The sequence below is a fragment of the Gardnerella sp. DNF01205 genome, from assembly GCF_049244135.1.
Classification (GTDB): domain Bacteria; phylum Actinomycetota; class Actinomycetes; order Actinomycetales; family Bifidobacteriaceae; genus Bifidobacterium; species Bifidobacterium leopoldii.
Genome location: NZ_CP058378.1, coordinates 527,794 through 553,473, shown reverse-complemented (window position 1 = coordinate 553,473; position 25,680 = coordinate 527,794). Strand labels below are relative to the sequence as shown.

General features: G+C 44.4%; 14 protein-coding genes and 2 tRNA genes. 4 read left to right on the top strand and 12 right to left on the bottom strand.

Translation table 11 applies throughout. The annotated features are described in order from the left end of the window. Positions 1-98: 98 nt before the first annotated feature. The gene (locus HXT47_RS02345) at positions 99-1,670 is read right to left on the bottom strand and encodes an ATP-dependent helicase (protein ID WP_410299455.1); all 1,572 of its coding nucleotides are present in this window, start codon (positions 1,668-1,670) and stop codon (positions 99-101) included. Positions 1,671-1,825: 155 nt separating this feature from the next. Here HXT47_RS02345 and HXT47_RS02340 point away from each other — a divergent pair, with 155 nt between their 5' ends. Further along, positions 1,826-3,556 carry a phosphotransferase gene (locus tag HXT47_RS02340; protein ID WP_421789230.1) on the top strand — a complete coding sequence of 577 codons (1,731 nt, stop codon included), beginning with the start codon at positions 1,826-1,828 and terminating at the stop codon, positions 3,554-3,556. Between the two features lie 63 nt (positions 3,557-3,619). Beyond that, positions 3,620-3,838: a DUF3107 domain-containing protein gene (locus HXT47_RS02335; RefSeq protein ID WP_004573894.1), complete on the top strand. Its 219-nt coding sequence runs from the start codon at positions 3,620-3,622 to the stop codon at positions 3,836-3,838. Between the two features lie 57 nt (positions 3,839-3,895). Here HXT47_RS02335 and HXT47_RS02330 read toward each other — a convergent pair whose 3' ends face one another. Continuing rightward, positions 3,896-4,816, bottom strand: a complete 921-nt coding sequence (locus tag HXT47_RS02330; RefSeq protein ID WP_410297421.1) for a PHP domain-containing protein — start codon at positions 4,814-4,816, stop codon at positions 3,896-3,898. A 112-nt stretch (positions 4,817-4,928) separates the two neighbouring features. Between HXT47_RS02330 and HXT47_RS02325 the strand changes: the two genes are divergently transcribed. Then, on the top strand, positions 4,929-5,579 hold the full coding sequence (locus tag HXT47_RS02325; RefSeq protein ID WP_112928542.1) for a vitamin K epoxide reductase family protein: 651 nt from the start codon (positions 4,929-4,931) through the stop codon (positions 5,577-5,579). A gap of 51 nt (positions 5,580-5,630) precedes the next feature. On the opposite strand, the gene murI is transcribed toward HXT47_RS02325, so the two are convergent. Beyond that, positions 5,631-6,401 (bottom strand): glutamate racemase, encoded by a 771-nt coding sequence (gene murI, locus HXT47_RS02320; RefSeq protein ID WP_421789228.1) that lies wholly within the window; start codon positions 6,399-6,401, stop codon positions 5,631-5,633. Between the two features lie 133 nt (positions 6,402-6,534). Beyond that, entirely contained in the window at positions 6,535-9,981 is a 3,447-nt protein-coding gene (gene ileS / locus HXT47_RS02315; RefSeq protein WP_410299456.1) for a mupirocin-resistant isoleucine--tRNA ligase, read from the bottom strand. A gap of 382 nt (positions 9,982-10,363) precedes the next feature. Here ileS and HXT47_RS02310 point away from each other — a divergent pair, with 382 nt between their 5' ends. Further along, the gene (locus HXT47_RS02310; RefSeq protein ID WP_004105159.1) at positions 10,364-10,513 is read left to right on the top strand and encodes a DNA-binding protein; all 150 of its coding nucleotides are present in this window, start codon (positions 10,364-10,366) and stop codon (positions 10,511-10,513) included. Positions 10,514-10,519: 6 nt separating this feature from the next. Here HXT47_RS02310 and HXT47_RS02305 read toward each other — a convergent pair. From HXT47_RS02305 to HXT47_RS02270, 8 genes are all read right to left on the bottom strand, one after another. Further along, positions 10,520-10,592 (bottom strand) — tRNA-Arg (locus tag HXT47_RS02305). A 281-nt stretch (positions 10,593-10,873) separates the two neighbouring features. Next, complete coding sequence (locus HXT47_RS02300; protein ID WP_004573891.1) at positions 10,874-11,206, bottom strand: exodeoxyribonuclease VII small subunit; 333 nt, start codon at positions 11,204-11,206, stop codon at positions 10,874-10,876. Between the two features lie 45 nt (positions 11,207-11,251). Then, entirely contained in the window at positions 11,252-12,700 is a 1,449-nt protein-coding gene (xseA, locus tag HXT47_RS02295) for an exodeoxyribonuclease VII large subunit (RefSeq protein ID WP_421789383.1), read from the bottom strand. 120 nt (positions 12,701-12,820) lie between these two features. Continuing rightward, positions 12,821-12,894 (bottom strand) — tRNA-Lys (locus tag HXT47_RS02290). Positions 12,895-13,326: 432 nt separating this feature from the next. After that, positions 13,327-14,406: a class C sortase gene (locus HXT47_RS02285; RefSeq protein WP_421789225.1), complete on the bottom strand. Its 1,080-nt coding sequence runs from the start codon at positions 14,404-14,406 to the stop codon at positions 13,327-13,329. 90 nt (positions 14,407-14,496) lie between these two features. Next, on the bottom strand, positions 14,497-16,230 hold the full coding sequence (locus tag HXT47_RS02280; RefSeq protein WP_174143509.1) for a SpaH/EbpB family LPXTG-anchored major pilin: 1,734 nt from the start codon (positions 16,228-16,230) through the stop codon (positions 14,497-14,499). Next, on the bottom strand, positions 16,227-19,181 hold the full coding sequence (locus tag HXT47_RS02275) for a hypothetical protein (RefSeq protein ID WP_421789223.1): 2,955 nt from the start codon (positions 19,179-19,181) through the stop codon (positions 16,227-16,229). The genes HXT47_RS02280 and HXT47_RS02275 overlap by 4 nt, the downstream gene beginning before the upstream one ends. A gap of 369 nt (positions 19,182-19,550) precedes the next feature. Next, positions 19,551-25,247: a S8 family serine peptidase gene (locus HXT47_RS02270; protein WP_421789221.1), complete on the bottom strand. Its 5,697-nt coding sequence runs from the start codon at positions 25,245-25,247 to the stop codon at positions 19,551-19,553. Positions 25,248-25,680 lie beyond the last annotated feature (433 nt).

Sequence of the window (25,680 nt, the reverse complement as noted above, 5' to 3'; positions counted from 1 at the left end):
AAAAACGGCAGAAACTTTACATGAGCGTAAAGAAAAAGTCGGTTGCAAGCCAAAAAACGGCAGAAACTGTGCACGAGCGTAAAGTTTATGCCGCGAGATTAAGCCAGAAAGCGGCTAGGCACACGATTCATGCCAGTTCCACTGTCTTTTCTAGAAGCGTAAGAAAGATGCAAAGTCTTTTCTGCGCGAGTTATTGCAACGTACATAAGTCTGCGCTCTTCTTCCAAGGCACTGTCATCAGCCGTAGAGCCAAAAGGAATAAGCCCTTCAGAACAGCCAATTACGTAAACATGCGCAAACTCTAAACCTTTAACAGCATGAATAGTTGAAACAGTAACAGTTGAAATATTAGAAGATGCAAAAACGTCAGAAATACCTTGAGCACCATAGCTTTGTGCATCCTCTAAAACATTTCGCTGCCACCCCACGTCTTTTCTCACGCGATACGGAAGTTTTGCTGCTTTTAACGCTTTACAAACTACTTGCTGTTGAGCATTGGTTCTCGTTAGTATTGCGCACTCCCCAAGATGCGCAGCACCGCTTTTTACAAGTTTTGCAATTTGCTCAACCACGCCCAAAGCTTCTTCAACATCGGTGGCAAAAACTTGCTGACTAACGCGAACACCACCTTTCGTTACAGCTTTAACTTTTACGTAATCCTTTTTATGTGCAGAAGCAGCAAGCACTCTATTAGCAAGACCTACGATGCGTTCTGTGGAGCGGTAGTCAGTATTCAAACTAATATCTGCACCAAGAGGCGCAAATTCTTGCGGAAATGAAAGCAAATAGTAACTATTCGCACCTGCAAACGAGTAGATTGTTTGCGCAGGATCGCCCACTACGCAAATATCGCGGTTCTGCCCCATCCATAATCGCAACAATTCATGCTGTAAAGGAGACACATCCTGATATTCATCAACTGTGATCCATCCGATTGATTGCTTAATACGGTTTGCAGCTTCCGGAAAATTTCGTAAAATATGGCAGCAAAGTAGAAGAATATCGTTAAAATCGATGCAAGTATGCGCATTTTTTTCGGTTTCGTAAGCTTCATATATATCGACAAATTGCTGCGGCTCTAAGCCTGCAGGAGGCAAACGATGCGTAGAAGCACACACACGCAAGTAATCGTCAGGCGCAATAAGCGAAACTTTCGCCCAATTAATTTCTGCCAAAATATCGCGAGTTTGCAACAAAGTCATATCCGCAAAATCTGGATAACGTTTAAGCGCAGAAGCTATGATTTGCTGAGAATCATTCATAATTGACGGGAATTGTGCGGAACAGACGTCGTTCCATACGCTGCGAATTTGTTGCAAAGCTGCAGAATGAAATGTTGAGACGCATCCAACATTGCTTACACCAAGAGTCTCAATACGCGATCTCATTTCCGCAGCTGCTTTTACAGAAAAAGTAACTGCCAAAACTCTTTCAGGATCCCACTTACCAGTAGCGCAAGCATACGCAATTCTGCGCGTAATAGTGCGCGTTTTACCAGCTCCTGCACAAGCTATAATGCGCACAGGCCCTTCTAGTGCGGTAGCAGCTTCGCGTTGCGAATCATCCAACCCGTCTAAAAGCGCTCCTGGAGAAGTCACTTGCGAAGTTTTAGACGTCACTTGCGAAGTCACTTGCGAAGTTTCTGGTGAAGTTTCTGGTGAAGAATTCATAATTCTATTGTTGCAGCAATAACAACGCTTACGCAACAAGAATAAAAATATGTGTATAACTTACAAAAAATTGGCAAAATTTCGGTGCTTTGTATTACTGTGGGAGTGTGACACAACTCAGTAGATTCAAGTTGGCAGCACTGGCATCTGCAGCCATGCCCGAAGTACAGTTTGCAGGAACGCGCCAAAGTGAGCAAGTTAATGCCACTGATACCGCGGCTGGAATTTCTCACGCCGTTGTGCAAGATATTTCCGGTAAGCTTTATGACGTTTTTATCAGTGCGGATAGTAAAGGTCGCAAGCGTTTGCATGACCGGGCTCGTGCAGCATGGACTCTTGAGCACAGTAAAGATTTGGCAGCTTTGGGATTCGCTTACGACACTATGCTCACGTTTATGCCAGGAAAACGCGAAGATGCCAATAATAACACTGGAAATGTTGCAAATAATGTAACCGCTGGAAATTCTACAGTTGCTGGCACCCAGCAATATGCGCAAAAGCAATCTACTCAACAGCAATCTACACGAATGTCAAGCATTATTGCCAACGACAACGATGAAGACACTGTGCTTATTTGTGAACATCTTGAAGGTAGCGCTCGCGACTTGCGTCTTCTTACTACCGACGATTGCGCAAATGTTGGAACTGCAATCGGCGCTATTCATCGCTTGCGCCCTACTTTCGTGACGCGCGGAAAATACCCTGCTTTTACTACTGGTCAAATTCGAGCACAGTTAACCGGTTGGATTAAAAGACTTCGTCAAGCCGGCCATATTCCAACCGAAATTACTGACAGTTGGTCGAAAGTATTGGAAACTGAAGGATTGTGGTCATTTGAAACTTGCCCAGTACACGGCGGTTTTATGGATGGTGACATTTTATTTACCGGCTCAACGATTACTGCTGTAACAAATTGGCAAAGAATGCAAATTAACGATCCTGCGCGCGATTTGGCTTGGATTTTTGCAAAACTTAACGAACAGCGCCGAAACGCAGTGCTTTCTGCATACGGCAGAATTATGGGTTCTCGTTTAGATAGTTTGATTATGCTCCGCGCAAACTTGTGGCTACAAATGGAACAAGTTGGCGATTTTGTTCAAGCTTTGCAACGTGCAGATAATACCAGTATTATGCGTTTTAAGGCTCAAGTTGAGCGTTTAGCGCACGAGCTTAGTCGTATTAGCAATGCACAAACTGCTAAAACTGGTCGTGCCGCAGGAAATCCTGCCTCGACTATTACAGTTGGAACGCTTCTTGAAAATGACAATACTCAAAGTCGCCAAATTTCTAAGAATAATTCTACTGAAAACCAACTAAACACTGGAAATAGCGACGAAACTAATGAGCGAGACATTACTTCAGAAGGAAATACTGAATTAAATAACGCTCAAGACGAGACTTACGATAGCAACAAAACTATAAGCGACGATACTCATGAGCGCAAAGTTCAATATGCTGGCACACACGCAGCTAACGCTGAGGAGGCTGAAAAAGCAGCACAACTCGCTGATGACACAGCAACTCAAGTAATTACTCATGTAAAAACTCAAACAGTACACGAAACCGCAGAAACTATTGTGCAAACTGCAATGAGTAAATCTGCTGATAGCTATGCTAGTGATGAGCCTGAAAGCGTCAATAACGCTGGTAGCGCTGAGGAAGCTAAGGACACCAAGAACAACAATGATTCTGAGGTTAAGGATAAAGTTATAGCTGAGCGTGACAGTAAGGTCGATAGTGCAAACGAGACTTCTTCTGACTCAAAACTTTCTGAAGATGAAGAAAAAAATATGCAAGACTATGACGATAAACCAGAAACCGTAATCATTCCTCTTCTGGAACGTGAAGAACGAGCGATGCGCGACGCACAAGCAGACTTAGACTAAGATAAATAAAATACTAAATACTAATTAAAACGATAAATAGCGTAAAAAGCAAAAGGAGCATGTATGCGAGTTGTTTTAGGAGTAAAAAACGTTTCTGATTCCATCGATTTTGAAACCAACCAAAGCGCAGAAGAAGTACGCAAAGTGATTGATGATTCCAAAGATATGCTTGAGTTTACGGACGTAAATGGGCGCACTATTATGGTCTCAGCTTCGTCGCTGTCTTACGCACTCATCGGCGATACGCCAAAGCATTCAGTAGGCTTCGGAGCGCTCAATTAAAATAGCGGAATTTCGCTAAAAACGGCAAAAACTTTACAGCAACATAAATAAATAGTTTTAGAGCTTATAGCCGCGCAAGAGTATTTCCGATACTACTTCGCGGCTTGTTGTTTCTTCGCCCAAACGATTTGGCTTACCATAGCCATGCCAATCCGAGCCGCCCGTCACAAGCAAATCGCACTTACTCGCTAAAGAAAGCAGTCTTTCACGCTGTGCTTTAGAATTTCCGCGATGATACACTTCTAAACCGTCAAGACCAGCTTTAACAAACGATATAATTTGATCGTCCGAAAGAAGCACGCGGTTACGCGTAGGATCAGCAGGATGCGCAATAACAACAACTCCCCCAGCATCTTTAACAGCCTCAATAACTTCACGAACATTTGGAGAAGGAGTTGGTATATAGTACGGGCTACACGGAGAAATAGGCCCAGCAAAAGCCTCAGAACGCGTTTTGTACACGCCAGCTTTTACTAAAGCATCAGCGATATGCGGCCGCCCGATTGTAGTTAAGTCACCGAGCTTCGCTTGAGCTAAAACGTCATCCCAAGTAATTGGAAAATCGCGTGACATACATTCAACCATATGCTTTGTGCGATCAAAACGACGCTTCCTAGTAAGCTCAAACATGCTCACAATCATGCTATTTTGCGGATTGTACTGGTATGCGAGCATGTGCACAAACACGCCTGAGTCTTGCGCTGTAATCTCCGAACCAAATAATACTGGCACATTCGAAGCCTTAGCAGCCTCTTGAAAATCATGCCATCCTGCAGTTGTGTCGTGGTCAGTAATAGCAACACCTTGCAAACCAACGATTTTAGCTTGCGTAATTAAATCTTCTGGAGTTGCAGTACCGTCTGAATAAACAGTGTGACAGTGCAAATCCCAGCGTTCGCGCGCAAAATTCATCATGCTGGAGTTGCTATCGCTAGCATGATTTGATGCGTCGTGTTGGTTGTTGCTTATTGCGGTCATATAATCATCGTAAACTGTGCCATGTAACGAGAAATGAATATGCACACATAATTATTTGCTATTATTTATTATTATTCACATCATTCGCAATTAGTAACTTTTAGGAGCAGCAATGGAGCAAACTAACGCCGCTAAAGAAGACTATGAAACAACACTTAGCGGATGGAGGCACTCTGCAGTATGGACGTATGGCATTATGCTATTTTTCTCTGCGGTAGCACTCGTAACTTCGCTTATACTTTCTGCTGAAACCCTTGCTTTAGCACGCGAACCTAATAAGCTGCTCAGTTGCGACTTCAACAGCGTAGTATCCTGCTCTAGAGTTGCGCAAACTTGGCAGGCAGAAATTGTGAAATTTGGCGAATTAAGCTTCCCAAACGCATTCTTTGGAATTGCTGCAGAAAGCGTATTCGTAACGCTCGCAGTTATTGGAATGATTCGCGTACGCGTGCCGCGATGGTTTGCAATTTGCACTTGGCTTGGTGGATTATGCGCACTTGCCTACGCTTACTGGCTGTTTTCGCAATCTATGTTCGTAATTCACGCGTTGTGCCCGTGGTGCATTGTGCTTATGTTCTCCACAACAATGCAATTTATATCGTTGACTCACGCAAGCGTAAGTTCGCAAAAATTGCTTGTTAAGCGTTTTAGCTTGGTTGAAAGCTACTACCGTTTGCGATACGACTTGCTCATAGACGTGCTTTGGGTTGCGGCATTGCTTACTTTGATTTTGTGCCAATATTCTAAAGTATTTTTTGGCTGAGTAAGAGCGATTTTTAGCGCAAGTCTTAGCGCAAGTCTTAGCGCAAGTCTTTCAGCACAAGCTCTTCGCAAGTTGCTGCATGCGCAAGCTTGTATCCGAATTAGTAAGAGTTATGCTGCCTTCTTGAGAATCGCTTGCAAGCTCATTATTAAGTTCCAATATTTTGCGCAAATGATTAATAGTTCCTTCGTTGCCGTCAACAATATTCGTGCGCGCAGGCAAAAACTCGCGGAAATAATCCCTATAAAACACAAAATGAGTACAACCCAGCACAACCGAATCAATACTGTCTAAATCATACTCGTCGAAATACTTGTGAAGAGCAGCAAAAACTACATCACGATTATTAAGCTCCCCACGCTCAACAATACGCACTAAATCAGGACAAGGCTGCGAAAAAATCGTGTTATTTTGCGAAAAACGTTGCAGCAAATCCGCAAACTTGCGCTCGCGAAGAGTAAGCGGAGTTGCAGCTACGATTACGCGCTGAGACTCACCTTTGCCTAAATCGCAAGCTAATTTAAGCGCCGGCTCCATACCTACGATAGGTATATTGTAATGCGCGCGCAAATCGTTCACAGCTGCGGAAGTGGCAGTATTACAAGCAATTACAACAGCTTTTACATTTAAACGAACAAAATGCTCGACAATTGCAAAGCTTAGCTTTTTAACTTTTTCAGGAGTTTTAATGCCGTATGGCGCGTTAGCAGAATCGCCGAAATAAATAATTCGCTCATGCGGAAGAGCAGCATGCAACTGACGAGCTACGGAAATTCCCCCAAGCCCCGAATCAAAAACGCCAATTGCTGCCGACGATGCCATAAACTACCTCCTAAAAACGCTTACTATCGTAATGGCGAGCCTCAACATATATAGCGCAGCAATAACAGAAACGTGCCGACGTATTGAAATACACCGGCACGTTTTGTTTAGTTAATTAGCTGTTAGTTGTGTTTTACGCACGCTTAACAGTTACGCTAAGACCAGTTGCGCTAGAATCAGCCTCAACAACCTCGAAGCTCGTAGCCAAAGTCTCCTCCGCAATCAAATCGCGGAACTGCTCAACTTTAGCAACGTCCGAAGCTGGCACGCTCAAAGTCAAAGCGATTCGGTCACTAATATCCAAACCGTTCTCCTTACGAGCATCCTGAACAGCGCGAATAGCATCGCGAGCATAACCTTCAGCAAGCAAATCGCTAGTCAAAGCAGTGTCGAGCATAACGAAACCGCCAGTTGGCATTGCAGCAGAAGCCGTATTTTGAGCCGCTTGAGCATCCGAAGACTCAACGCGATTTACAAGCTCATACTCGCCCTCAACAAGCGCAACTTCGCCGTTTGGAGTCTGAACAACAGGAGCACCAGACTCGTCAACTCGCCAATCGCCACTCTTAGAAGACTTAATAGCAAACTGCACTTGCTTACCCAAACGAGGACCAGCTGCGCGCGCGTTCACCTTAAGCTCGTGAACAATCTTCAAACCGTGTTCGCTTGCATCTTGCAACGTGCAGAATGTAACATTCTTCACGTTAAGCTCACGCTCAAGAACCTGCTCGTAAGGCTCAACAGCGGCAGTATTTTCTGCAACAACAGTCAAGTTTGCTAACGGCTGGCGCACACGCAACTGTTCTGCCTTACGCAACGAAAGCGCAGAAGACACAACCTCGCGAACCTTATCCATAGCAGCAACCAAAGCATCGTCGTGCGCAAGAACAGCGCCAAGCTCAGTGACTTCGCCAGCCTTAGGATTTGGCTCACCATCCGAAAGAGTCTCAGGCTCAACCAAATAAGGCCAATCAGCCAAATGCACGGATTCGCCGCCTGTAAGACCGCGCCACACAGCCTCAGCTTCCATAGGAGCAAGAGGAGCAATCGTGCGCATGAACACTTCCAACACAGTGTAAAGCGTGTTGAAAGCAGTCTCGTCTTCATTCCAGAAGCGGTCACGGCTGCCACGAATATACCAATTCGTAAGCACGTCAATAAAATCGCCAACTGCCGCGCAAGCATCGCTAATCGCAAACTCGTTCAAGCACTTTTCTACGCGCTCAACAAGCAAACGCGTGCGAGCAAGCAAGTAGCGATCCATGTTGCAAAGTCCTGCAACCTCATCCGCGCGAAGGCGACGAGCATCGTAACCCTTACCACCGTTTGCAGCGTTCGCATACAGCGTGAAGAAGTAATACGAGCTCCAAACTGGAAGCATAACCTGACGAACAGTATCCCTAATGCCGTCTGCAGTCACAATCAAATTACCACCGCGCAAAATTGGCGAAGACATGAGGAACCAGCGCATTGCGTCCGAACCGTACTCGTTGAAAACGCCGTTAACATCCGGGTAATTACGCAAATGCTTACTCATCTTCTGACCATCGGAACCAAGCACAATGCCGTGGCAAATCACGTTCTTATAAGCCGGGCGGTCGAATAGAGCCGTAGCCATAATGTGAAGCGTGTAGAACCAGCCGCGAGTCTGACCAATGTATTCAACGATGTAATCGCATGGGAAGTGCTCTTCGAAGAATTCCTTATTTTCAAATGGATAATGGAATTGCGCGAAAGGCATGGAACCGGACTCAAACCAGCAGTCGAGAACGTCCGTAATACGGTGCATTTGCGACTTTCCAGTAGGATCATCCGGATTTGGACGAGTAAGACGATCGATATACGGGCGGTGCATATTTACATTGCCGTCGTCGTCGCGCGGATAGTCGCCAAAATCAGCCTTAAGCTCTTCCAAAGAGCCGTACACGTCTACACGAGGATACTTTGGATCGTCACTCACCCACACTGGAATTGGCGAACCCCAGAAGCGGTTACGGCTAATCGACCAGTCACGCGCGTTAGAAAGCCACTTACCAAACTGGCCATCCTTAACGTTTCCAGGAATCCAATTAATCTCCTGATTAAGCTCAAGCAAGCGCTTCTTAATCTTCGTAACAGACACAAACCAGCTAGAAACAGGCTTATAAATAAGCGGAGTTGCGCAACGCCAGCAATGAGGATAGCTGTGCACGTAGCTTTTTTCTTGGAATAGCAACGCGCGCTGATCTTCCGGCATTTGAGCAAGCGGACCGTCTCCTGCACGCAAGTTGCGCAAAATTGGCAAGTTCGCGTCGAAAACGTACAAGCCTTCGTAATCTGGGCAGTCGCTTGTAAACTTGCAGCCTGCGTCGAGCACGTCAACGCTGCGAATTTCGTGCGCGTTAAGCGTGTTCATATCGTCCTCGCCGTAAGGAGCCTGGTGAACGAGACCAGTACCTTCAGCGGTGTCAACATAATCTGCAGTGAAAATCGTAAAAGCGTTAGGACCAGGAGTGCCACCCTCTGCGAGTGCAGATTCGCTTGCAAAGTATGGGAATACTGGGTAGTAGCGCCAACCAGCCATCTGCGCGCCCTTAAGTTCGCGCACAACTTCGTAATTTTCGCCAAGTTCCTTAGTGTAGGAGCCGAGCAAAGGCTTACCGATGTAGAACTTTTTGCCTGCGAACTTGCCTTCAGTTGGGCGAACTTCCACGTAGTCGATGTCTGCGCCGACTACGATTGCGAAGTTGGTTGGCACGGTCCAAGGAGTAGTGGTCCAGAAGACTGCGTAAGCGTCGGCTTCGTCGCGAAGCTTAACGGCAACGGAAACGGTGGTGTCCTGACGATTCTGGTAAACGTCTGCATCCATGCGAAGCTCGTGCGCGCTAAGTGGAGTCTGATCCTTCGGGCAGTATGGAAGCACGCGGTAGCCCTTGTAAGCCAAACCCTTATCATAAAGCTGCTTAAATGCCCACATTACGGATTCCATGTATGGAATGTTCAATGTTTTGTAGCCGCGCTCGAAATCAACCCAGCGAGCCTGACGATGTACGTAGTTTTGCCACTCGTTCGTGTACTTTAAAACGCTGGCACGGCAAGCATCGTTAAACTTCGCGATTCCCATTTTTTCGATTTGCTCAACTGACTCGATGCCGAGTTCCTTCTGCGCTTCCAACTCTGCAGGAAGACCGTGAGTATCCCAACCAAAAACGCGGTTTACTTTGCGGCCGCGCATAGTCTGATAGCGCGGAACGACGTCTTTTGCGTAGCCTGTGAGCAAGTGGCCGTAGTGAGGAAGACCGTTTGCGAATGGAGGGCCGTCAAAGAACACGAACTCGTTTTGGCTACCTTTGCCGGACGGGCGGTATTCGATTGACTTGCGGAAAGTGTTGTTTGCATCCCAGTATTGGAGAACTGACTCTTCAAGCTTTGGGAAGGAAGGATTTGGTGCAACTTGCGCGCCGGCGTTTTCTTGCGTTGATGCAGAAACACTTACCTTTGGATATACGTGATTTACGGACGTATTTGCGGAAGTATTTGCGGACGTATTTTCGGACGTATTTTCGGACGCGTTTGCTGCTGGATTAGTGGATTCGCTCACTGTGCTCTCCTCGCTCAACAGGGTGAATATTTCCCTGCGAGGACGACAGTTGCTGCCGCGGTACCACCTCGCTTGCTATAAGATGATTACGTAACGCAAGTTACGTAGGTTACGTAAGTTACGTAATGCGAATATGCGACGCAAGTACGTAACGCAAGTACATAACGCAATCGAACTATTCTTATAGCCTCTCGTGTTTGGCTGTACGGGCCAACCCCGTCGGTTCTAATAAGCGAGAATCTTACGAACACTCGCCGTTCTTCCGAAAACTCCCCGCCGATAACGGATCATCGCTTAAGTTAGAAATAATCTAACACTATCCCCTAACATTAGCAACTTTGCTAATATAAATTGACAGGACAATTACGCGAGGAACAATAAGATGGACAAGGTTAGTTTTTCAACGTTTGACGCAAGTAAATACTTAGACACACAGGAAGCAATTGATGAATATCTTGCTATCGCACTAGAAGATGGAGATACTAAAACAGTCCAACTTGTTCTAAGAGACATAGCAAAAGCAAACAAGTAATAAAAGTGCCCCGGATCAGAATCGAACTGACGACACCCACTTTAGGAGAGTGGTGCTCTATCCACTGAGCTACCGAGGCAACAAATGGCAATTATACACCATGGCGTGATTCGCGCACAATTATGCGAGCAACAATTTAGGCTAGGCGACTGATCGGAACGGCAGAAACTTTACAGGCGCGTAAAGAAAAAGTCGTTTGCGCGCGAAAAAACGGCAGAAACTGTGCAGCGACGTAAAGTTTCGGTCGGATTAAAGCGATAAAACGGCAAAAACTGTGCAACCATGTAAAGTTTCGGTCGGATTAAGGCGACAAAACGGCAAAAACTTTACAGCCGCGTAAAGAAAAAGTCGGCTACGCGATCAAGATTCAAGATTAGACTGCGTGCCAGCAGTTGCAGCCGTCGCCGACTGTTCAGCTTGTGCCGCGTCCAACTTAGCGCGAACAGTGGCAAGCAAACCCTGCGCGCGCTTTGCCAACGCCTCGCCAATCTCCCACTGACGCATGGACTGGTCAAGCGTCAAACCGCCAGCTTCCAACGCTTGAACCGCCTGAACCAGCTTTTCGCGAGCTTCTTCGTACGGCATCGCCTCAATCGCAGCGCGCTCTTCTTTCGTAAGAGTGCTTGCAAATTCTGCACTTTCGTTACTTTCTGCCGCTACTTCTTCCGCTTTTTTCGTTACTTTCTCGCTCATATCTAACCTTTCGTTATATCTAAAATATTTAAAATATCTAAAAAATTACTTACTTGACTTTACATCAGCCGACTTTGTTTCAGACTTCTGCACGCCAGCTGACTTTCCGGCAGCTACTTTTGTTCCAGTCGACTTTGTTCCAGTCACCTTACCAAGAACCACACCGCTTTTAAGCGTAACTGTCATATCGTCGCCAACTTTCGCTAAATCCGCGTCGTCAAGCACTCGCCCACCGCTGAGCTGCACAACAGCGTACCCGCGATTTAAAGTCGATTGCGGACTTAACGCAGTCAAGCTCGCGTGAGCCTTCTCAACAGTCAGGCTCGCGTCGTCAAGAAGTCGCACCAAACCGTGACGCATTCGCTCAACAGCCTGCTCAACCAAGCGCTCGTGCGGCTCAAGCATAGTGCTCGGGCGCGTAAGACTCGGGCGATTCGCATAACCTTCAACGAGACGAATCTCATTGTCAACGCGCGCAGAAATTCGCATGCGCATAGTTTGCAACGCGTTATCAATAAGCTGCCACTGCTCGCGCACGTCCGGAACAACGCGCTTTGCAGCATCCGTAGGAGTCGAAGCGCGCATGTCTGCAGCCAAATCAATCAGCGTCCAATCGTCCTCGTGGCCGATTGCAGACACAATCGGCGTCACGCACGCAGCAGTAGCCCGAACCACGCCTTCATCCGAAAAACCAATCAAATCCTCAAAGCTACCGCCGCCGCGGGCAACGATAATAACATCAACCTCTGGGTCTGCATCGAGCTGCTTGATTGCGGCAATAATATCCGCCGGGCACTGCACGCCCTGCACGTGCGCGTGAACAACTTTAAAACGCGTAACAGGCCAGCGCAAATTCACATTCGTAATAACATCGCCCTCTGCGCGAGCCTGAGGCGCACACACGAGGCCGATGCACTTAGGAAATTCCGGCAGCGGCACCTTATTTTCAGCGTCAAATAGACCTTCGCCCTTAAGCTTTTTTCGCAACTCGTCAATTTGCGCTTTTAAGTCGCCTGCACCGACGCGGCGGATTTCGTCCGCAACGAAGCTTAAACGCGTGGCTTTTACCCAAATATCCGCCTTGCCGTGAACGACTACGCGGTCGCCTTGACGAAGTTCGCGCGCCTGCTGCACGAAATTGCTGAAGCCCATTACGGAAATCGACACTTCTTCGTTGCTGTCGCGAAGAGTGATGTAGCCGGAAGATGCGCGGCGCATGTTAATTTCGACGATTTGACCCTCAATCCACGCTGCTGGCCACCGTTCTACTGCACTGTGGAACTTTTGGCTTAAGATTGCAACAGGCCACGGGTTTTCGGCAGTCGTGTCGGCAGCTTTTAAAGGGAGCTGGCGCGGCTGAGCTTGCTGCGGAGTAAGCGGTTGCGGCTGCGACTGAACTTGTTGCGACTGCGACTGTGCTAAATTTAGCAGCAGTTGTTGCGACGGTTGCGGCTGTTCAAGATGGGCATCATCCTGGAATAATTGCGGCATCATATTTGACGAGGTCATGTTTCCAGCTTGACTGCAAAGAAGGACAAACGCGCGCTGCTGCATATGCGTGACGGAGGGATTAGATACGAAAAAACCCAAGCGGTGAAGCTTGGGTTTTGCTTGTGCCCCCTCAGGGATTCGAACCCTGGACACGCTGATTAAGAGTCAGCTGCTCTAACCAACTGAGCTAAAGGGGCGTTGGTTATCTTGGCTCGTTTCGCGAACCGAGTAACTACTATACTCAGAATGAGAGCGTACGCAAGCCGGCGTGTCGCATTAGAGTATCGAGAAGCAGCACAGTGCGCTTCTCGATACACTAATGCGGTAGCGCTTGCATAATGCGTAAAGCCCAGTGGGCTTTACGCGCAAGCGCGCACACGATTGTGCTTTCTTTATTATCTTAAGAAAGCACAATCTGACGACCAACAATCCAATAAGACACCAGTACAATTGACTCGCTTTTCGCTTAATCGTAGCGCTCCAAACGTGAGAGAATCATCTCGCATTTGGAGGGTTACAGAGGGTTAGACGCTCCATTTGCGAGGAAAGTTTCTCACATTTGGAGAGTTGGCACTACTTTTGCGCTCCAAACGTGCGCAGTCACAACACTCACAGCACACACTCTCGCGCTACTTGCGCCGCAACTTACGCAGCATTTTGCGCGAAACCGCCAGCAAATGCCTGCCTTGCAGACTACTCACACCATTCTTCTTTCGCAACGACGCAACCAGCATCATCGCCATCAACACCGCAGACATCACCATCGATATCACAAACAGCGTCATCCACAGCGGCCACTGCATATGGTCGCCTGGCACGTTAGCAGGATCCGGCAGCACGCGATACCCCGTCACGAGCAGCCTGTGCGTGTTAATTCCATACGGCGTGCACGTAATCAGTGTCGCCAAGTCGCGCCCCTTTTCGCGCCGCAGCAAACGAATATCGTTCGACTCCACCACATTTATGCGAAACACTTTGTACCGAAGAGTCTTGCCTTGCACATCAAAATAGAAGTAGTCACCTTTTTTCAGCGTGTTTAAATCATCGAACATCGTGGCATCCGGCATACCCGTATGCGCCGTCACAACCGTGTGCCTGCTTTTGCCACCCACCGGCAAATCCGTGCCGTACAAATGCCCCGCGCCCATTGCTAGAGTATCTTGAGTAGTTCCATGGTAAATCGGCAGCCTCACGCCAATTTTTGGTATTTTCACGATGCCCATAATCCCCATCGGCTCGCTAAGCACTTTTTCGTACTCTTTATACTCGGGAGTGTCCATGTAATCGTTATTGCCGTTATACGGGTCCGCGCTAATAATTGCTTTGTGGCGAGCGTTGTATTCACGCGCTTTTCGCAAAATTTCCGCGCGATTTTCTTTAGGCTTTTCCTTATTTAATTTGTCGTACTCGATTGAGAGTTCCTTGGCAGCATGATTGTTGACCAAAGTAGAAACCACAGGATAGCTGAAACACAAAATGCCAATAGCAACAAGCGCAATCGGCTCAGCCAGCTTGCGAAGTGGGGACATTGGTTTTAGGGAAGACTGCTCTTGCGATGATGGAGATTGCGCAGATTCAGTATTTTCGGAAGATGCAGTGATTTCAGAGCTTGCGGAATCATGCGCACTTTTGGAGGACTTATTAGCGCGCATACGAGTCAGCCGCTTAAATAGCGCGCGAGCAGACTCTGCAAAATCAGCTAGCTTCATGATTCCTCCACTAATAAAAGGAGCCGGGAAAGCGTTAGTTAACGCGCGCCCGACTCCCCATTTTCGTTAATGCTTAAAGAAAGGGATTAACTAAGCGCGGAGCTTAGCCTGCTCCTCTTCCTTCTTGCGACGACGCATGTACACAAAGAATCCAGCGCCAACGAAGCACATGCCAATAACTGCGAAGATGATTACGCCAGCAGCACCGGTCTTTGGAAGGTTGAACCAGAAGCCTTTATCCTTGGTAGGAAGATTCTGGAATGTATATGTTACATCACCAGTAGTTGCGCTAGTTGTAACAACATCAGGATTGCGAATATATCCAGCTGGAGCAGCAGTTTCCACGATGTAGAAATCTTCATCACGCTTTACAGAATATTCTTCAGTCAAACCAGTATCTTTTGCTGATGTTTTTTCTCCAAAAGCTGAGCGCGGACTACTAGCACCACACTTAGACTCTACATCAGTATTTGTTTTAACTGCTGTAGCGCAAGCTTGTGCATCGGCTTTATTAGCAAATATCACAAACTTTCCACCCTCAAGAGCACTTTGATCTGTAGAAGAAACCTTCTTAATCTTGAACTTTGAGAACTTCACTTCCTTGTACTTTTTACCTTCAACAACGTCTGGGGTCTTACCCTCGTGCGAAGGAATTAAGCCACCCTTGTTAATAACAGTTTTGTCGCCAAGAGTCGTCGAATCAGCAAGAGTGAACTCTAAGGTGACAAATACCTTTACTACATTGCCAGCATTGCCGTTTGCAGCTTTAGCAAGCGCAGCTTTACCGGCATCATTGAAAGATACAACAATCTTATCGCGAGCAACGTCAGTGCTTGTAGCAGCAATTTGATTTGGATCTTTAGCAACGGTGTAGTCAGCAGTAGGAAGCGTCGTATCACTCTTTACAGGTGCTTCGCCGGTTCCAAGTTGTACCTTTGTAACTACGCTAGTAATATCAGTAGGATAAACAAAAGCATTAGCAGGAGCGAGATCGACTACAGAATAGCCGTTAAAATCATCGGCTGAAAGATTAGCAGTAGTTTGTCCAGTCTCAGGCTTCTCCTTCATCTTGTCAAGCTCAGCGCTAATGGTGTAGGAAATCTTATCGCCAGCACCAACAGTCTTAGAAGTATCCGCAGTCTTCTTAACACTCTTGCTCAAATCCTTGTTCTTTGGATCCGCGTATGGAGCATAGTTGTAAACTACGTTGCCATCCTTATCTTTTTCAATCCTTGGGATTGTCATATAGAATGGCTTAGATTCGGCAGCAGAGAAGCCCTTTGGAACTGTTGTTTCTTGAACTTGGTACAGACCGATTCCAAGATCGAACTTCGCAACACCCTTTTTTGTGCCTTGATCAGTACCAGAAGTATTCTTCTTAGTACCATTACCGTTTTCAGTGGTTATTCCAGTAGCAGTGCCTTTATTAAGACCATCAATCTTATTGGCGACCTTAACCCAATCTGCATACTTGGTTAAATCGATATCCTTACCGTCGATTTGCGTCACCTTTTTTACAGTGAATTCAGCACCAGGAACAGGAGTTGACTTCTTCTGCTTGCCGCTCTTATCAAGCTCGTCCTGCCACTTGAAAATAGTGAGGGAATAAGTCTTTGCCTTATCGGTATCATTAAGCGCCCATGGCGCATCTCCCTTTTGCACAGCTTGGGATGGTTTATCACCGGTATTATCATCTGCAGTATTTACAGCAGGCTTGCTAGCCCACGCAACGCTGGACACTGTCACAGCCCCCGCCGCGCACAGCGTCCCAGCCATTGCGAGCGAGGCGAATGCGGCGACGCATCGTTTTGTGAAATTATTCATTTCTTCTCCTTTATTTCAGTGCCCTTGCGAGCAGATACTTCAGTGCCCTTTTGAACAGCTATTTCACTGACCTTTTGAGCAGAATTTTGGTATACAAAATTTTTCATAAATGCGCGCCCCCACTGTGTTTGGTCGAGAGCAAACGCAAGAACCATAAGACTTGTGAAAATCGTTGTAGCAACGCTAAGAATCATGTTCCAGCCGGCGAATCCCGTCTTTGGCAGTTTAAAAGGCTCAACAACGTGAATTTTGACCGCGGTCATCGTCCAGTCCTTGCCTTTTTCGAGACCAGCGACGCCGTTAAGAAGAGTATCGCCATTTTGTACGGAAGTTGCGCTACCCACTTTATTTGTATAAGCAGCAAGCGCAGTCGGCTTCAACGCATACACAACGCATTGATAATCGCCCGTTTCTTTAGGCGCACCGCCAATAATCGAATCCGTGCGTTCGACTGCATAGAATGGATTTTCTTCATCCCAATCGCTAGCTTCAACGTCTCGTCTAAATAGGGTACGACTTGCATCACACGAAGCTGAATTATTCTTGCACTTTTCAAGTTCAGCAACAGTTTTAATATGATCCCAATTATGAATTTGGTTCTCCGTAGGAGCAGTCAAGCCATTAATGCTACTAGACCAAACACCCACACCACTAGAGCTATTAGCGTTAACAGAGCCGTCTTTGCTAGCTTTGCTATCTTTGCTAACCTTAGTGCACAAAACTTTCAGCGAAATTTTCTTACCCACTTCACGCAATGACCACGCATCAATATACGGATTCAAAAATCGCATTCCGCGCATCATTGTGATGCCCTGGTCTGGATCTACATCACCATAATCGTCGTTTTGCGAGTCAGACTCACCATCAGCAGAAGCTTTTTCGGTCGTCACACGTAACTTTAAATCATCATTATTAATCCGTGGAGAATTATTGACCGAGACTTTCAAATAGATAGGCTTACCTTCGTTACTAGAATCTTCATCCTCTGAAGAGGAGCCATCAGGATAATGCGCAACCACTGGCACATTGTAATGCCCTGTTTTAATCCAAGTGCTCATTCTTACAGTAATTTTTCCGTACACTGCACCGGAAGCATCACTACTATCTTCTCCGACTTCACTCCCAGCTTTGGTAGGTTTGTTACTTTGATCAATGTTATCTTCATCAATAAATGAGGCCCAATCAGGAACTGGATGCTCAGAATCATTTTTATATGGCTTTATTTCAAACCAAGTTCCGTCAGGAAGATTACGAGTTCTAGCTAACTTCTTACTGCAATTTTCGCCAACTCCACACTGGTTAAGCGGCACAATAGAAGTCGCATATTGACCTGGAAGAGTATTAATTCCATCACCATAATTAGGCTGATAATAGTAAGACATTTTGCGAACAGTAATGTTCAAAGTCTTAGCTTCCCAAGTAATGCCTTTACTTGACTTAAACAAATTTTCTGACTTTAGCGCAGAATCAATTTCATCAATCTTATTGTGTTTTTCTGCAGCTATTTGATCAAACTTCTTTACTAAAGCATCATCTTGCTTGTCTTGCGCGCCGTCATCTTTAACAGAATTTCTTAAAGCATAAACTTTGCACACAAAATCACCGGTTTTCTTTACAGTTCCCTTAAACTGTCCTACTGTACGCTCATTTACTCGCTTAGGTTCAAAATTCGGATGTGTTTTAACATACTCGTTGTACACGTAATCGTCATAAAGTAAATCATCCATCTTGCAGCCATTAGCAGGATCATCAAAGCACTTCTTTTGCTGATCGTAACTGGCATGCTTCCAAACTGTTACGTTAGTATCTTGTTTTAATTCAAGCCCGTTAATTCCACCAGACTCGTATTTTCCATCAACAGGATTTCCATTCTTATCTTTCTTATAGCAAATCACACGCTGATTAATATTGCCTATGCCAAAATGCGCAGAAGCATCAAAAGTGGTTTTCTTAACCTCTTGACCAGCCAATAACACTAAATCTGAGTTATCAGATTGTCCATATTTCAAATCTTCTTTGTCTTTGCTAATTATTGAAAGTTGTAAATCACTATCGTGAGGATCAAATCGCGTAACAACTACATTTGCATAAACAGGCGAAGGCTTACCACCTTTGCTATTTCCAGCATTTGCATCATCGGAAGTAGATTTTCCATCTGGATAGTGCACAATTACATGCACTTTGTAACGACCTGCTTTAGTCCACCTATTTGGACGGAAAGTTATAACGCCATAACTTTTTGAATTATCGGATGGAATAGCTTTCGTTTCCTTGCACTGTTTATTATTGGCTGACGCATCATTGGCTACAGCGCATTGCTCGCCTTCAAAATTAGCCCACTCGTACGCGTCTTCTTTATCATTTGCATCTGGCTTAATTTCAAACCGCGTACCAACAGGAAGATATCCACGCTTAATTTTCCTATTGCCGTGAATTGGCTTACTCCTAGGAGCACCCGACTTATTGTTTGCACTTGTAGAAAGATTTCCAGCAACAATATTCAGAGTACGTAAATACTCAGGATTATAGAATTGCGCTCCGTTTTCGGTAGTGTTGGTAGAACTTCTGTCACCGTTCGAACCAGTTTGCGCGGCTTCAGCAGCGTTTTTAGCTTTTTTATATTTACTGTCTTGCTTAGATTTTTTATCTTTATCGGAAGCTTCGTTTTGAGAATCTGTATTAGTCGTTGCAGAAGTATGTTGCTCAGGCTTACTACCAGGCTGTTGCTGCTCAGTCTTGGGCTCAGCCTTCGTCTTGTCCCCCTGCTCCGAAGCACCGGATTTCTCCCCAGTACCAGCCTTCGCTGAAGTCTTAACTGTTTCTTCGGTTGAAGCACTCGACGGAGTGATAGGCACAATCGCGAGAGTTGCTAGAGTCAGCACGCAGGACGTGAAACCGCAAATTACGCGCATAATCTTAGAAAGACTGTTACGACGACGCTGCGGAAACATCTCTAATCACCTTCGTTAAGTTCAAACTCTCAAAATTTGTGTAGTCATCATTACAAAATCAGAAACTACACAGCACTGCAAAACCTCTCTTAATTGCAGCCACAGTTCTTGCAACTATACCCCCCCCCCAAGGCAGATTTCAACCACTATTTAAGATTTAAAAGATTTTGCGAAAAATATCTAAAATTACGTTATTTTAACCTTAAAATTTATGGAGCAATTAGAATATTCGCAATATATTACATACAACAAAATATGGGTTATTCAGGTTATTCCACAAAATATATTACATACAAAAAGAGCACTCCCACCTTACTAGAAGATGAAGAGTGCTCTTTGTTTATTTACTTTTTTACTTATTTTGTTTATTTACTTGCTTGCGTGCGCATGATGGCGGCGAGTTTTAAACGTTACAGCACCGCTTGCAAGCAACACCATAAACGTCACAACCATGCCAATCACACTGCTACCAGTCATCGCCAAGTCAGAAGTCATCTTCTTGGCGGCAGACTTAGCGGCAGCTTGCTCCTTTTCAGCAGCCTTCTGCTTTGCAGCAGCGTTAGCATTCGCAGCACTTGCGTTGCCATTGGCAGCAGCATCGCCGGATGCAGCACCTGCGCTACCACTTCCGCTGGCGGCATTTCCGTCTGTACCAACGTAAGTAGTGCCAGTAAATGTGCCAAATCCAGAACCAGCACCTAATCCGTTACCAAATCCAGTACCAAGCCCGTTGCCGAATCCAGTACCAGAATGAAGCTCCGAATACTTCAGGTTAATCTCTGCAACTGTTTCATCGAACGCTGTAGCATTCTCAGGAACAACCCACACGTTAGCCCAAGCAAGCTGCTCACCTTTATCGTTAAGCAAAACAATCGTATGCTTACCGAAGTAGCCAGCTGGAATCACAACATTAAACTGAGGTTGACCATTCTTATCCAAAGTTACTTTCACATACTTAGATCCATCTGCGCCCTTCAATAACACAGGCGAAGAATACATGTAAGCATAAGCGTAAGCAACCTTGTTTTTCTTAAGTTCCTTGATGAACTCGCTCGTGGCAGAAGAGACCTTAGTCTTGTGAGACTTAGAGCCAGCATCACCCTTAGCAGGAGCATCCATGCCAGCGAAATACAACTTCACAGGATTGCTCTTACCAGCACGAACAACATCATTCATGTGTTCACCAGCAACAAGGCTTCCCTTAAGCGACTGATCTAGCTTTGCGGTAGATTCAGGAGCTTTAGGTGCTGGAGTTGAAGCGGAAGGAGGATTGACAGTTACAGAAGAGGAACCATGATCGTTTCCATGACCATCATTCGACTTCTTTTCAACGAAGAATTCTGCGGAAGTATTCTTCGTTGCAACGTTACCAGCATAATCAACAGCTTCAACTGTGATTAAGTGCTTTCCGGCAGAAAGTGAATTGAAATCAACATCTACCTTCAGCGGATCCTTCAGATCTTTCAGATCGGCAAAAGTAGCATCGTAAGGATTATTCTTACTCAGCTTAATATCCGTTTCTTTAAGACCATTACTTGCATGATTTACTTCTTTACCATCAATCTTCACTCGCAATAACTTCAAATGATCATCTTTAGCTGTTACAGAAATCTTATGATTTGCTTCAACATGATCATTGTCCTTTATTCCAAGTGTCACAGAAGGAGCATCCTTATCAACAACAACAGGAGCACGACCATACAGTGCGCTAGACATCTGATCGATGGCTTGGATTAACACAAACTCTCCATTTTTAACTTCAACATCTCTATCGAAGCTCTGAGCATTAGTTTCTTTGCCTTTAGAATCAGTACTGAAGTTGTCTGAAGCAATAAGATTATTAATCTTAAGAGTATAGCCAGCAAAATCATCACTAATAACACCCTTGAATTTCACAGTGTCATTATTAGTGAATATTCTGCCGCCATGCAACTTTGGAGTACTAAACATTACTTCTGGAGCCTGTCTGTCGAAGTAGAAAGCAACTGGAGTGTCTAATACCACATCACTTCCCTCTTTGACAATCATCCTAAAGTCATTTATTCCAGGATGCATTGGCAGAGTTACCGTGAATGTAGAATCAGCATTTGCATTAGTGGACTTAGTGATTGTTGCAGCTATAGGATCAAAATCCTCATACCCCGAACCATCATCTTTAACTCGATTAGCTTTTGTAAATAGTATTTCTGTAGCTTTGTTACTTACTTTGCCGTTTGCGGTGAATGAATCGAGCGAAGTACCACTATTTCCAGGAACAATCCAGTTGTATGCTCCTAAGCTATTAGCATTACTCAGTGAAATATTATAAAGCTTTGGCTCTGTCTTTGTTGGCATAACGCGATTAGCGAAACCTACATTCTGAGTAGCTGTGTTAACTCCATCATTAGCAACCAAGGTAACTGAATATGTACTAGCAGATGGAATAACTTTTACAGTAAATGAGCCATCAGTAGCAACATTTACAGGCTCTTCCACTTGTTCACTCTGGACTTCACCATCAACAACCTCATCTTTACTATACTTGACAGTAAACGTAAGATTCTGCTTTGGATTAGTATCGTCCTTAACTTCACCTTTAACTTCTACTGCACCAGTTTGGTCAATTGTTACATTCCCATTACTATCTGCATTAGTTAGTTTAATTGTTGGTGCTTTTCCGTCGAAATTAGTTGCAAGAGTTTCAACTACTTCTTTACCATCAGAACCTTTTGCTTTAACTTTTATTGTATTAGCACCTTGTTTAATAGGGGCAGTAAAGCTAAATTCAGAATCATCTGTCTTAACAGCTAATTCTTTTTCTGCTTCAGTTCCTGATTGAACATAAGCTTTCACATCCTTGCAACCATCAGCAATACGTCCAGAGATTTCGATGCTGTATTTATCAACACCGTTATCTTTTTTAGCAGTGACATCCTTAATGCCAATATTCTTAAGATTAACCTCATTATTTATGAGAATCTTTTTATTAGCAAATCCCTTAAACACTTTGGAAGTATTGGTTTCATTGAAACCGCCATCATGCAAACTGACATTGACGTAATAAGCATCCTTACCTACATTAACTTTGCAAGTGCGAGTATAGCCATTTGCGTCATGAGTTTCGCTGCAGTCCTTCTCATCAACCTTGACATAATCACTGTTACCATTAACTTTTACACCTGGATCACTCAACGTTTCACTTAACTCATCATGAGCTGTAATGGTGATTGTACCATCATTATCAGGTTCGCTAATTGTAACGGTTGGAGCTTTAGTATCAAGGTTAAAATGCATATCAGTCGTCTGGCACATATCCTTAGTCAAGCAAGCTTTTACTCGATAAATATATTTGCCATCAGGAAGTTTCTTATTAAAATGCGCAATATCAGTAGATGTCTTATCATAAATAGTTCCATCAAAATCAATAGAACTATTTAATGCTCTTGGATCACGTAATAATTCTGAGAAATTAGAACGAGAAACGTCATGTTCCTCTCCTACTTCTGCAACAGTCTTACCAGAATTATCCAAAACAGAATACTGTATTAAACTTGCATTACGGAATAATGCTAATGATGGTCGTATCTTATCGAATAACTCATCACCATTTGGAGAAAATTCTAAATGACCAGGAGCTTCATCATTAACTTGCACATCACCAAAATAACTTTCGGCAATCAGCGAAGTAGTCATATTAATTGCATTTTGAAGATACTCTTCGCCAGGCTTTACAAGAATTGGTTCCTTATCCCAATTGCCAACAAAGCCAAGATATGGAACAGCCAAATCTGGTTCCCCAGAAGTCTTTGAAGTAAAACGCGCCCAACCTTCAACATAATGGTCGCGAGTCACGTCTGGAGTTAATGTAAACTCTACTTCCTTTTCTGACTTAGGATCTACTGTAACTGTATTAATCGAAGAAGCTAATGTTTCTGAGCTAATAGAGGTAGTAGTTTCTGCATTAGCATTATTAGATTCATTAACAACATTTTGTTTAGGAACTTCATAAGTTACAGCCTTATCTCCATAATTATGCAGTTTAACAGTGAACTTACGATCTCCATTAACCTGGCGTAGAGCCACGTACGAATTGCCATTGACTGTTGCAATCACGTTAGTAGCAACAGCTTTATCAACCTGAGCTAAGCCAGCGCCGATTTGACGGGGAGCAAATGGTACATTGCTGGAATTATTGAGAATCTCAGCCGTATTCATCAAGGCTTGTTCAACACGAGTAGCACGATCTTTTGGAGAAAGCTTAGGGAAACGCTTCATATAGCTTTCCATCACCAAAGCTGAAAGACCGGAAACGTTTGGAGCAGCCATAGAAGTACCAGACATATTAGTGTACTTGTTGTTGTTCTGAGTAGACCACACGTTACCGCCGATGCCAGCAATATGAGGCTTAAAATCAAGTTCTGGCGTTGGACCCCAAGAAGTAAAGCTAGAAGGATGCAACTTATCAGGATTTGCAATGCCCATTGTCTTATCAGAGAAGGAAACCTTAACTGTACCACTTGCATTAGCTTTGAGTGCATCAACAATCTTTAAAGCATCTTCACGACGAATTGATGCTCCAAAGCATGTGAACTTATCAACTCCAGCCATGCCGAGGAACTGTGCCGAATCGCCAGCTTTGTTATAAACGATTACACCATCAGCACCCTTATCAATAGCATTCTGGAATTTTTCACTAAATGCTATTGCGCCACGTTCAACTAAAGCGTACTTTCCGTGAAGATTCAAATCCTTAACTTCATCTTTTTTGCCAAGACCGATATTCACAATCTCATGTTCTTTACCATCAGCTTTTCCTGAGGCTATAGAGTAAGGAATCTCAGTTGTCTTATTAGCTTTATCCGTATATGAACCAGCGGTTTGAATAATATAAGAATTTTCTACAGAAGCAACGCTGAAAGCAGAAGGATAAGAAGATGGCGAGCCGAGAGTTGCATCATCCCACTTTCCTAATGCATCATTAGTTCCTCCAGATGTAGAGAAGCTTAAACCGGAGTTTCCTGCAGAAATAACTGGAAGCACACCAGCTTCGCGAGCCTTCTTTAAAGCGAGAGATGTAGCGTTAGAAGTTCCACCAAAACCGTTATCTGAGCCGAGAGACATGTTAATAACGTCTGCATGAAGCTTTACAGAATCCTCAATTGCAGCAACTATATCAGCATCACGAGCTCCGTGCGCTCCCGGCTTATTTGAAAATACTTTCATTGCAAGTAGCTGAGCATTTGGAGCAATGCCGTTAATATGACCGTTTTTATCAGCTGGCTTATTCTCATCATCACCATTAGCTGCCACAATACCAGCTACGTGCATGCCATGCTGCTCTGCACCACTATCTGTAATAGTGTAGTTTTCATCAGCATAGTTGAATCCAGCAGGAACTTTATTGGTGAACTTTACACCATTAGACGGGAATGTCTTCTGAATCTTACGAGCTTTTTCAGCTTTGAAATCAAGCTTCATATCATGGTGACTTGGATCAATACCAGTGTCGATGATAGCCACAAGCATTCCAGTTCCATCAAGTCCACGCTTCTTAAATTCTTCATTTACACCCTGCAAACCGCGAGCATAATTTTCAAGAGGATAATACAAACGTTCTTTTGCAACAGAAGCTACTTCATGTTCATGACGTAAAGCCGCAACTTTGTTAGCTGGTAATGTTGCTTCAAAACCATTCATCAGGTAACCAAATTGGCGACGTACTGTCATGCCATATTTTGAAGACCATTTTCCAATAAGACGATTCTGGTCAACTTTATTACTGTCTTCAGCTTGTTCCGAAGGAAGTTTTGGCTGTTTCTTCAAAGTAACGATAACAGTAACAGGCTTATTAGAAGTACCAGTCCTATTAAATGGATTATTAACTATTCTGCTAACAATCTTAGGATCAAGATATTTAGTAGTTTTATTCTTCTTATTCTTATTCTTTTGATTTACAACTTGTGCGAGATTATTGTTCTCAGCACTATTGTCTTTAGCATTTGCTGTACCAAGCGGTACCATAAGCGTCGCCGCAGCCACGCCTAATGCTGCTAAACGAGTCAGATATGACGTTCGTTTGAACTTCATAAACATACTCTCCTTCAAAATGGTGGTTGTTATCCCGGAAAAATTTCGGTTCTAGCTATAACAAACTCAAGCCAGCTGACAAAATCTTTCATACTGGCTGCCAAAATCTTTCATACGGGTGTAAATATTTTTGTTACGCTGGTTTGAATCATTTCCGCTAAATATCGCACAAGAGGCATACCCCCCCCCCATGCAAACAGCAAATAATGGTGCATTTTTGCAAGTGCAACAAAATATTTTTCATATACTCTAGCACTTGTTTAAAGAGAAAAAACTTTTTTAACTTGTTAATTTCACAAATAAAATTTGAAAAAATTATATTTAGGATAGGAAAATGGCTAAATTACGCCATTTTCTCGCAAACACCTTTCCACAAGTAACATGTAAAAAATCTGTAGTTAACATATAATTTACAGAATTTTTCAACAACCTT

Bases quoted from the DNA above. Each gene is read 5' to 3' on its own strand.
- HXT47_RS02345 (WP_410299455.1), bottom strand. From the start codon at position 1,670: ATGAATTCTTCACCAGAAACTTCACCAGAAACTTCGCAAGTGACTTCG.
- HXT47_RS02340 (WP_421789230.1), top strand. From the start codon at position 1,826: ATGCCCGAAGTACAGTTTGCAGGAACGCGCCAAAGTGAGCAAGTTAAT.
- HXT47_RS02335 (WP_004573894.1), top strand. From the start codon at position 3,620: ATGCGAGTTGTTTTAGGAGTAAAAAACGTTTCTGATTCCATCGATTTT.
- HXT47_RS02330 (WP_410297421.1), bottom strand. From the start codon at position 4,816: ATGACCGCAATAAGCAACAACCAACACGACGCATCAAATCATGCTAGC.
- HXT47_RS02325 (WP_112928542.1), top strand. From the start codon at position 4,929: ATGGAGCAAACTAACGCCGCTAAAGAAGACTATGAAACAACACTTAGC.
- murI (WP_421789228.1), bottom strand. From the start codon at position 6,401: ATGGCATCGTCGGCAGCAATTGGCGTTTTTGATTCGGGGCTTGGGGGA.
- HXT47_RS02310 (WP_004105159.1), top strand. From the start codon at position 10,364: ATGGACAAGGTTAGTTTTTCAACGTTTGACGCAAGTAAATACTTAGAC.
- HXT47_RS02300 (WP_004573891.1), bottom strand. From the start codon at position 11,206: ATGAGCGAGAAAGTAACGAAAAAAGCGGAAGAAGTAGCGGCAGAAAGT.
- xseA (WP_421789383.1), bottom strand. From the start codon at position 12,700: ATGATGCCGCAATTATTCCAGGATGATGCCCATCTTGAACAGCCGCAA.
- HXT47_RS02285 (WP_421789225.1), bottom strand. From the start codon at position 14,406: ATGAAGCTAGCTGATTTTGCAGAGTCTGCTCGCGCGCTATTTAAGCGG.
- HXT47_RS02280 (WP_174143509.1), bottom strand. From the start codon at position 16,230: ATGAATAATTTCACAAAACGATGCGTCGCCGCATTCGCCTCGCTCGCA.
- HXT47_RS02275 (WP_421789223.1), bottom strand. From the start codon at position 19,181: ATGTTTCCGCAGCGTCGTCGTAACAGTCTTTCTAAGATTATGCGCGTA.
- HXT47_RS02270 (WP_421789221.1), bottom strand. From the start codon at position 25,247: ATGAAGTTCAAACGAACGTCATATCTGACTCGTTTAGCAGCATTAGGC.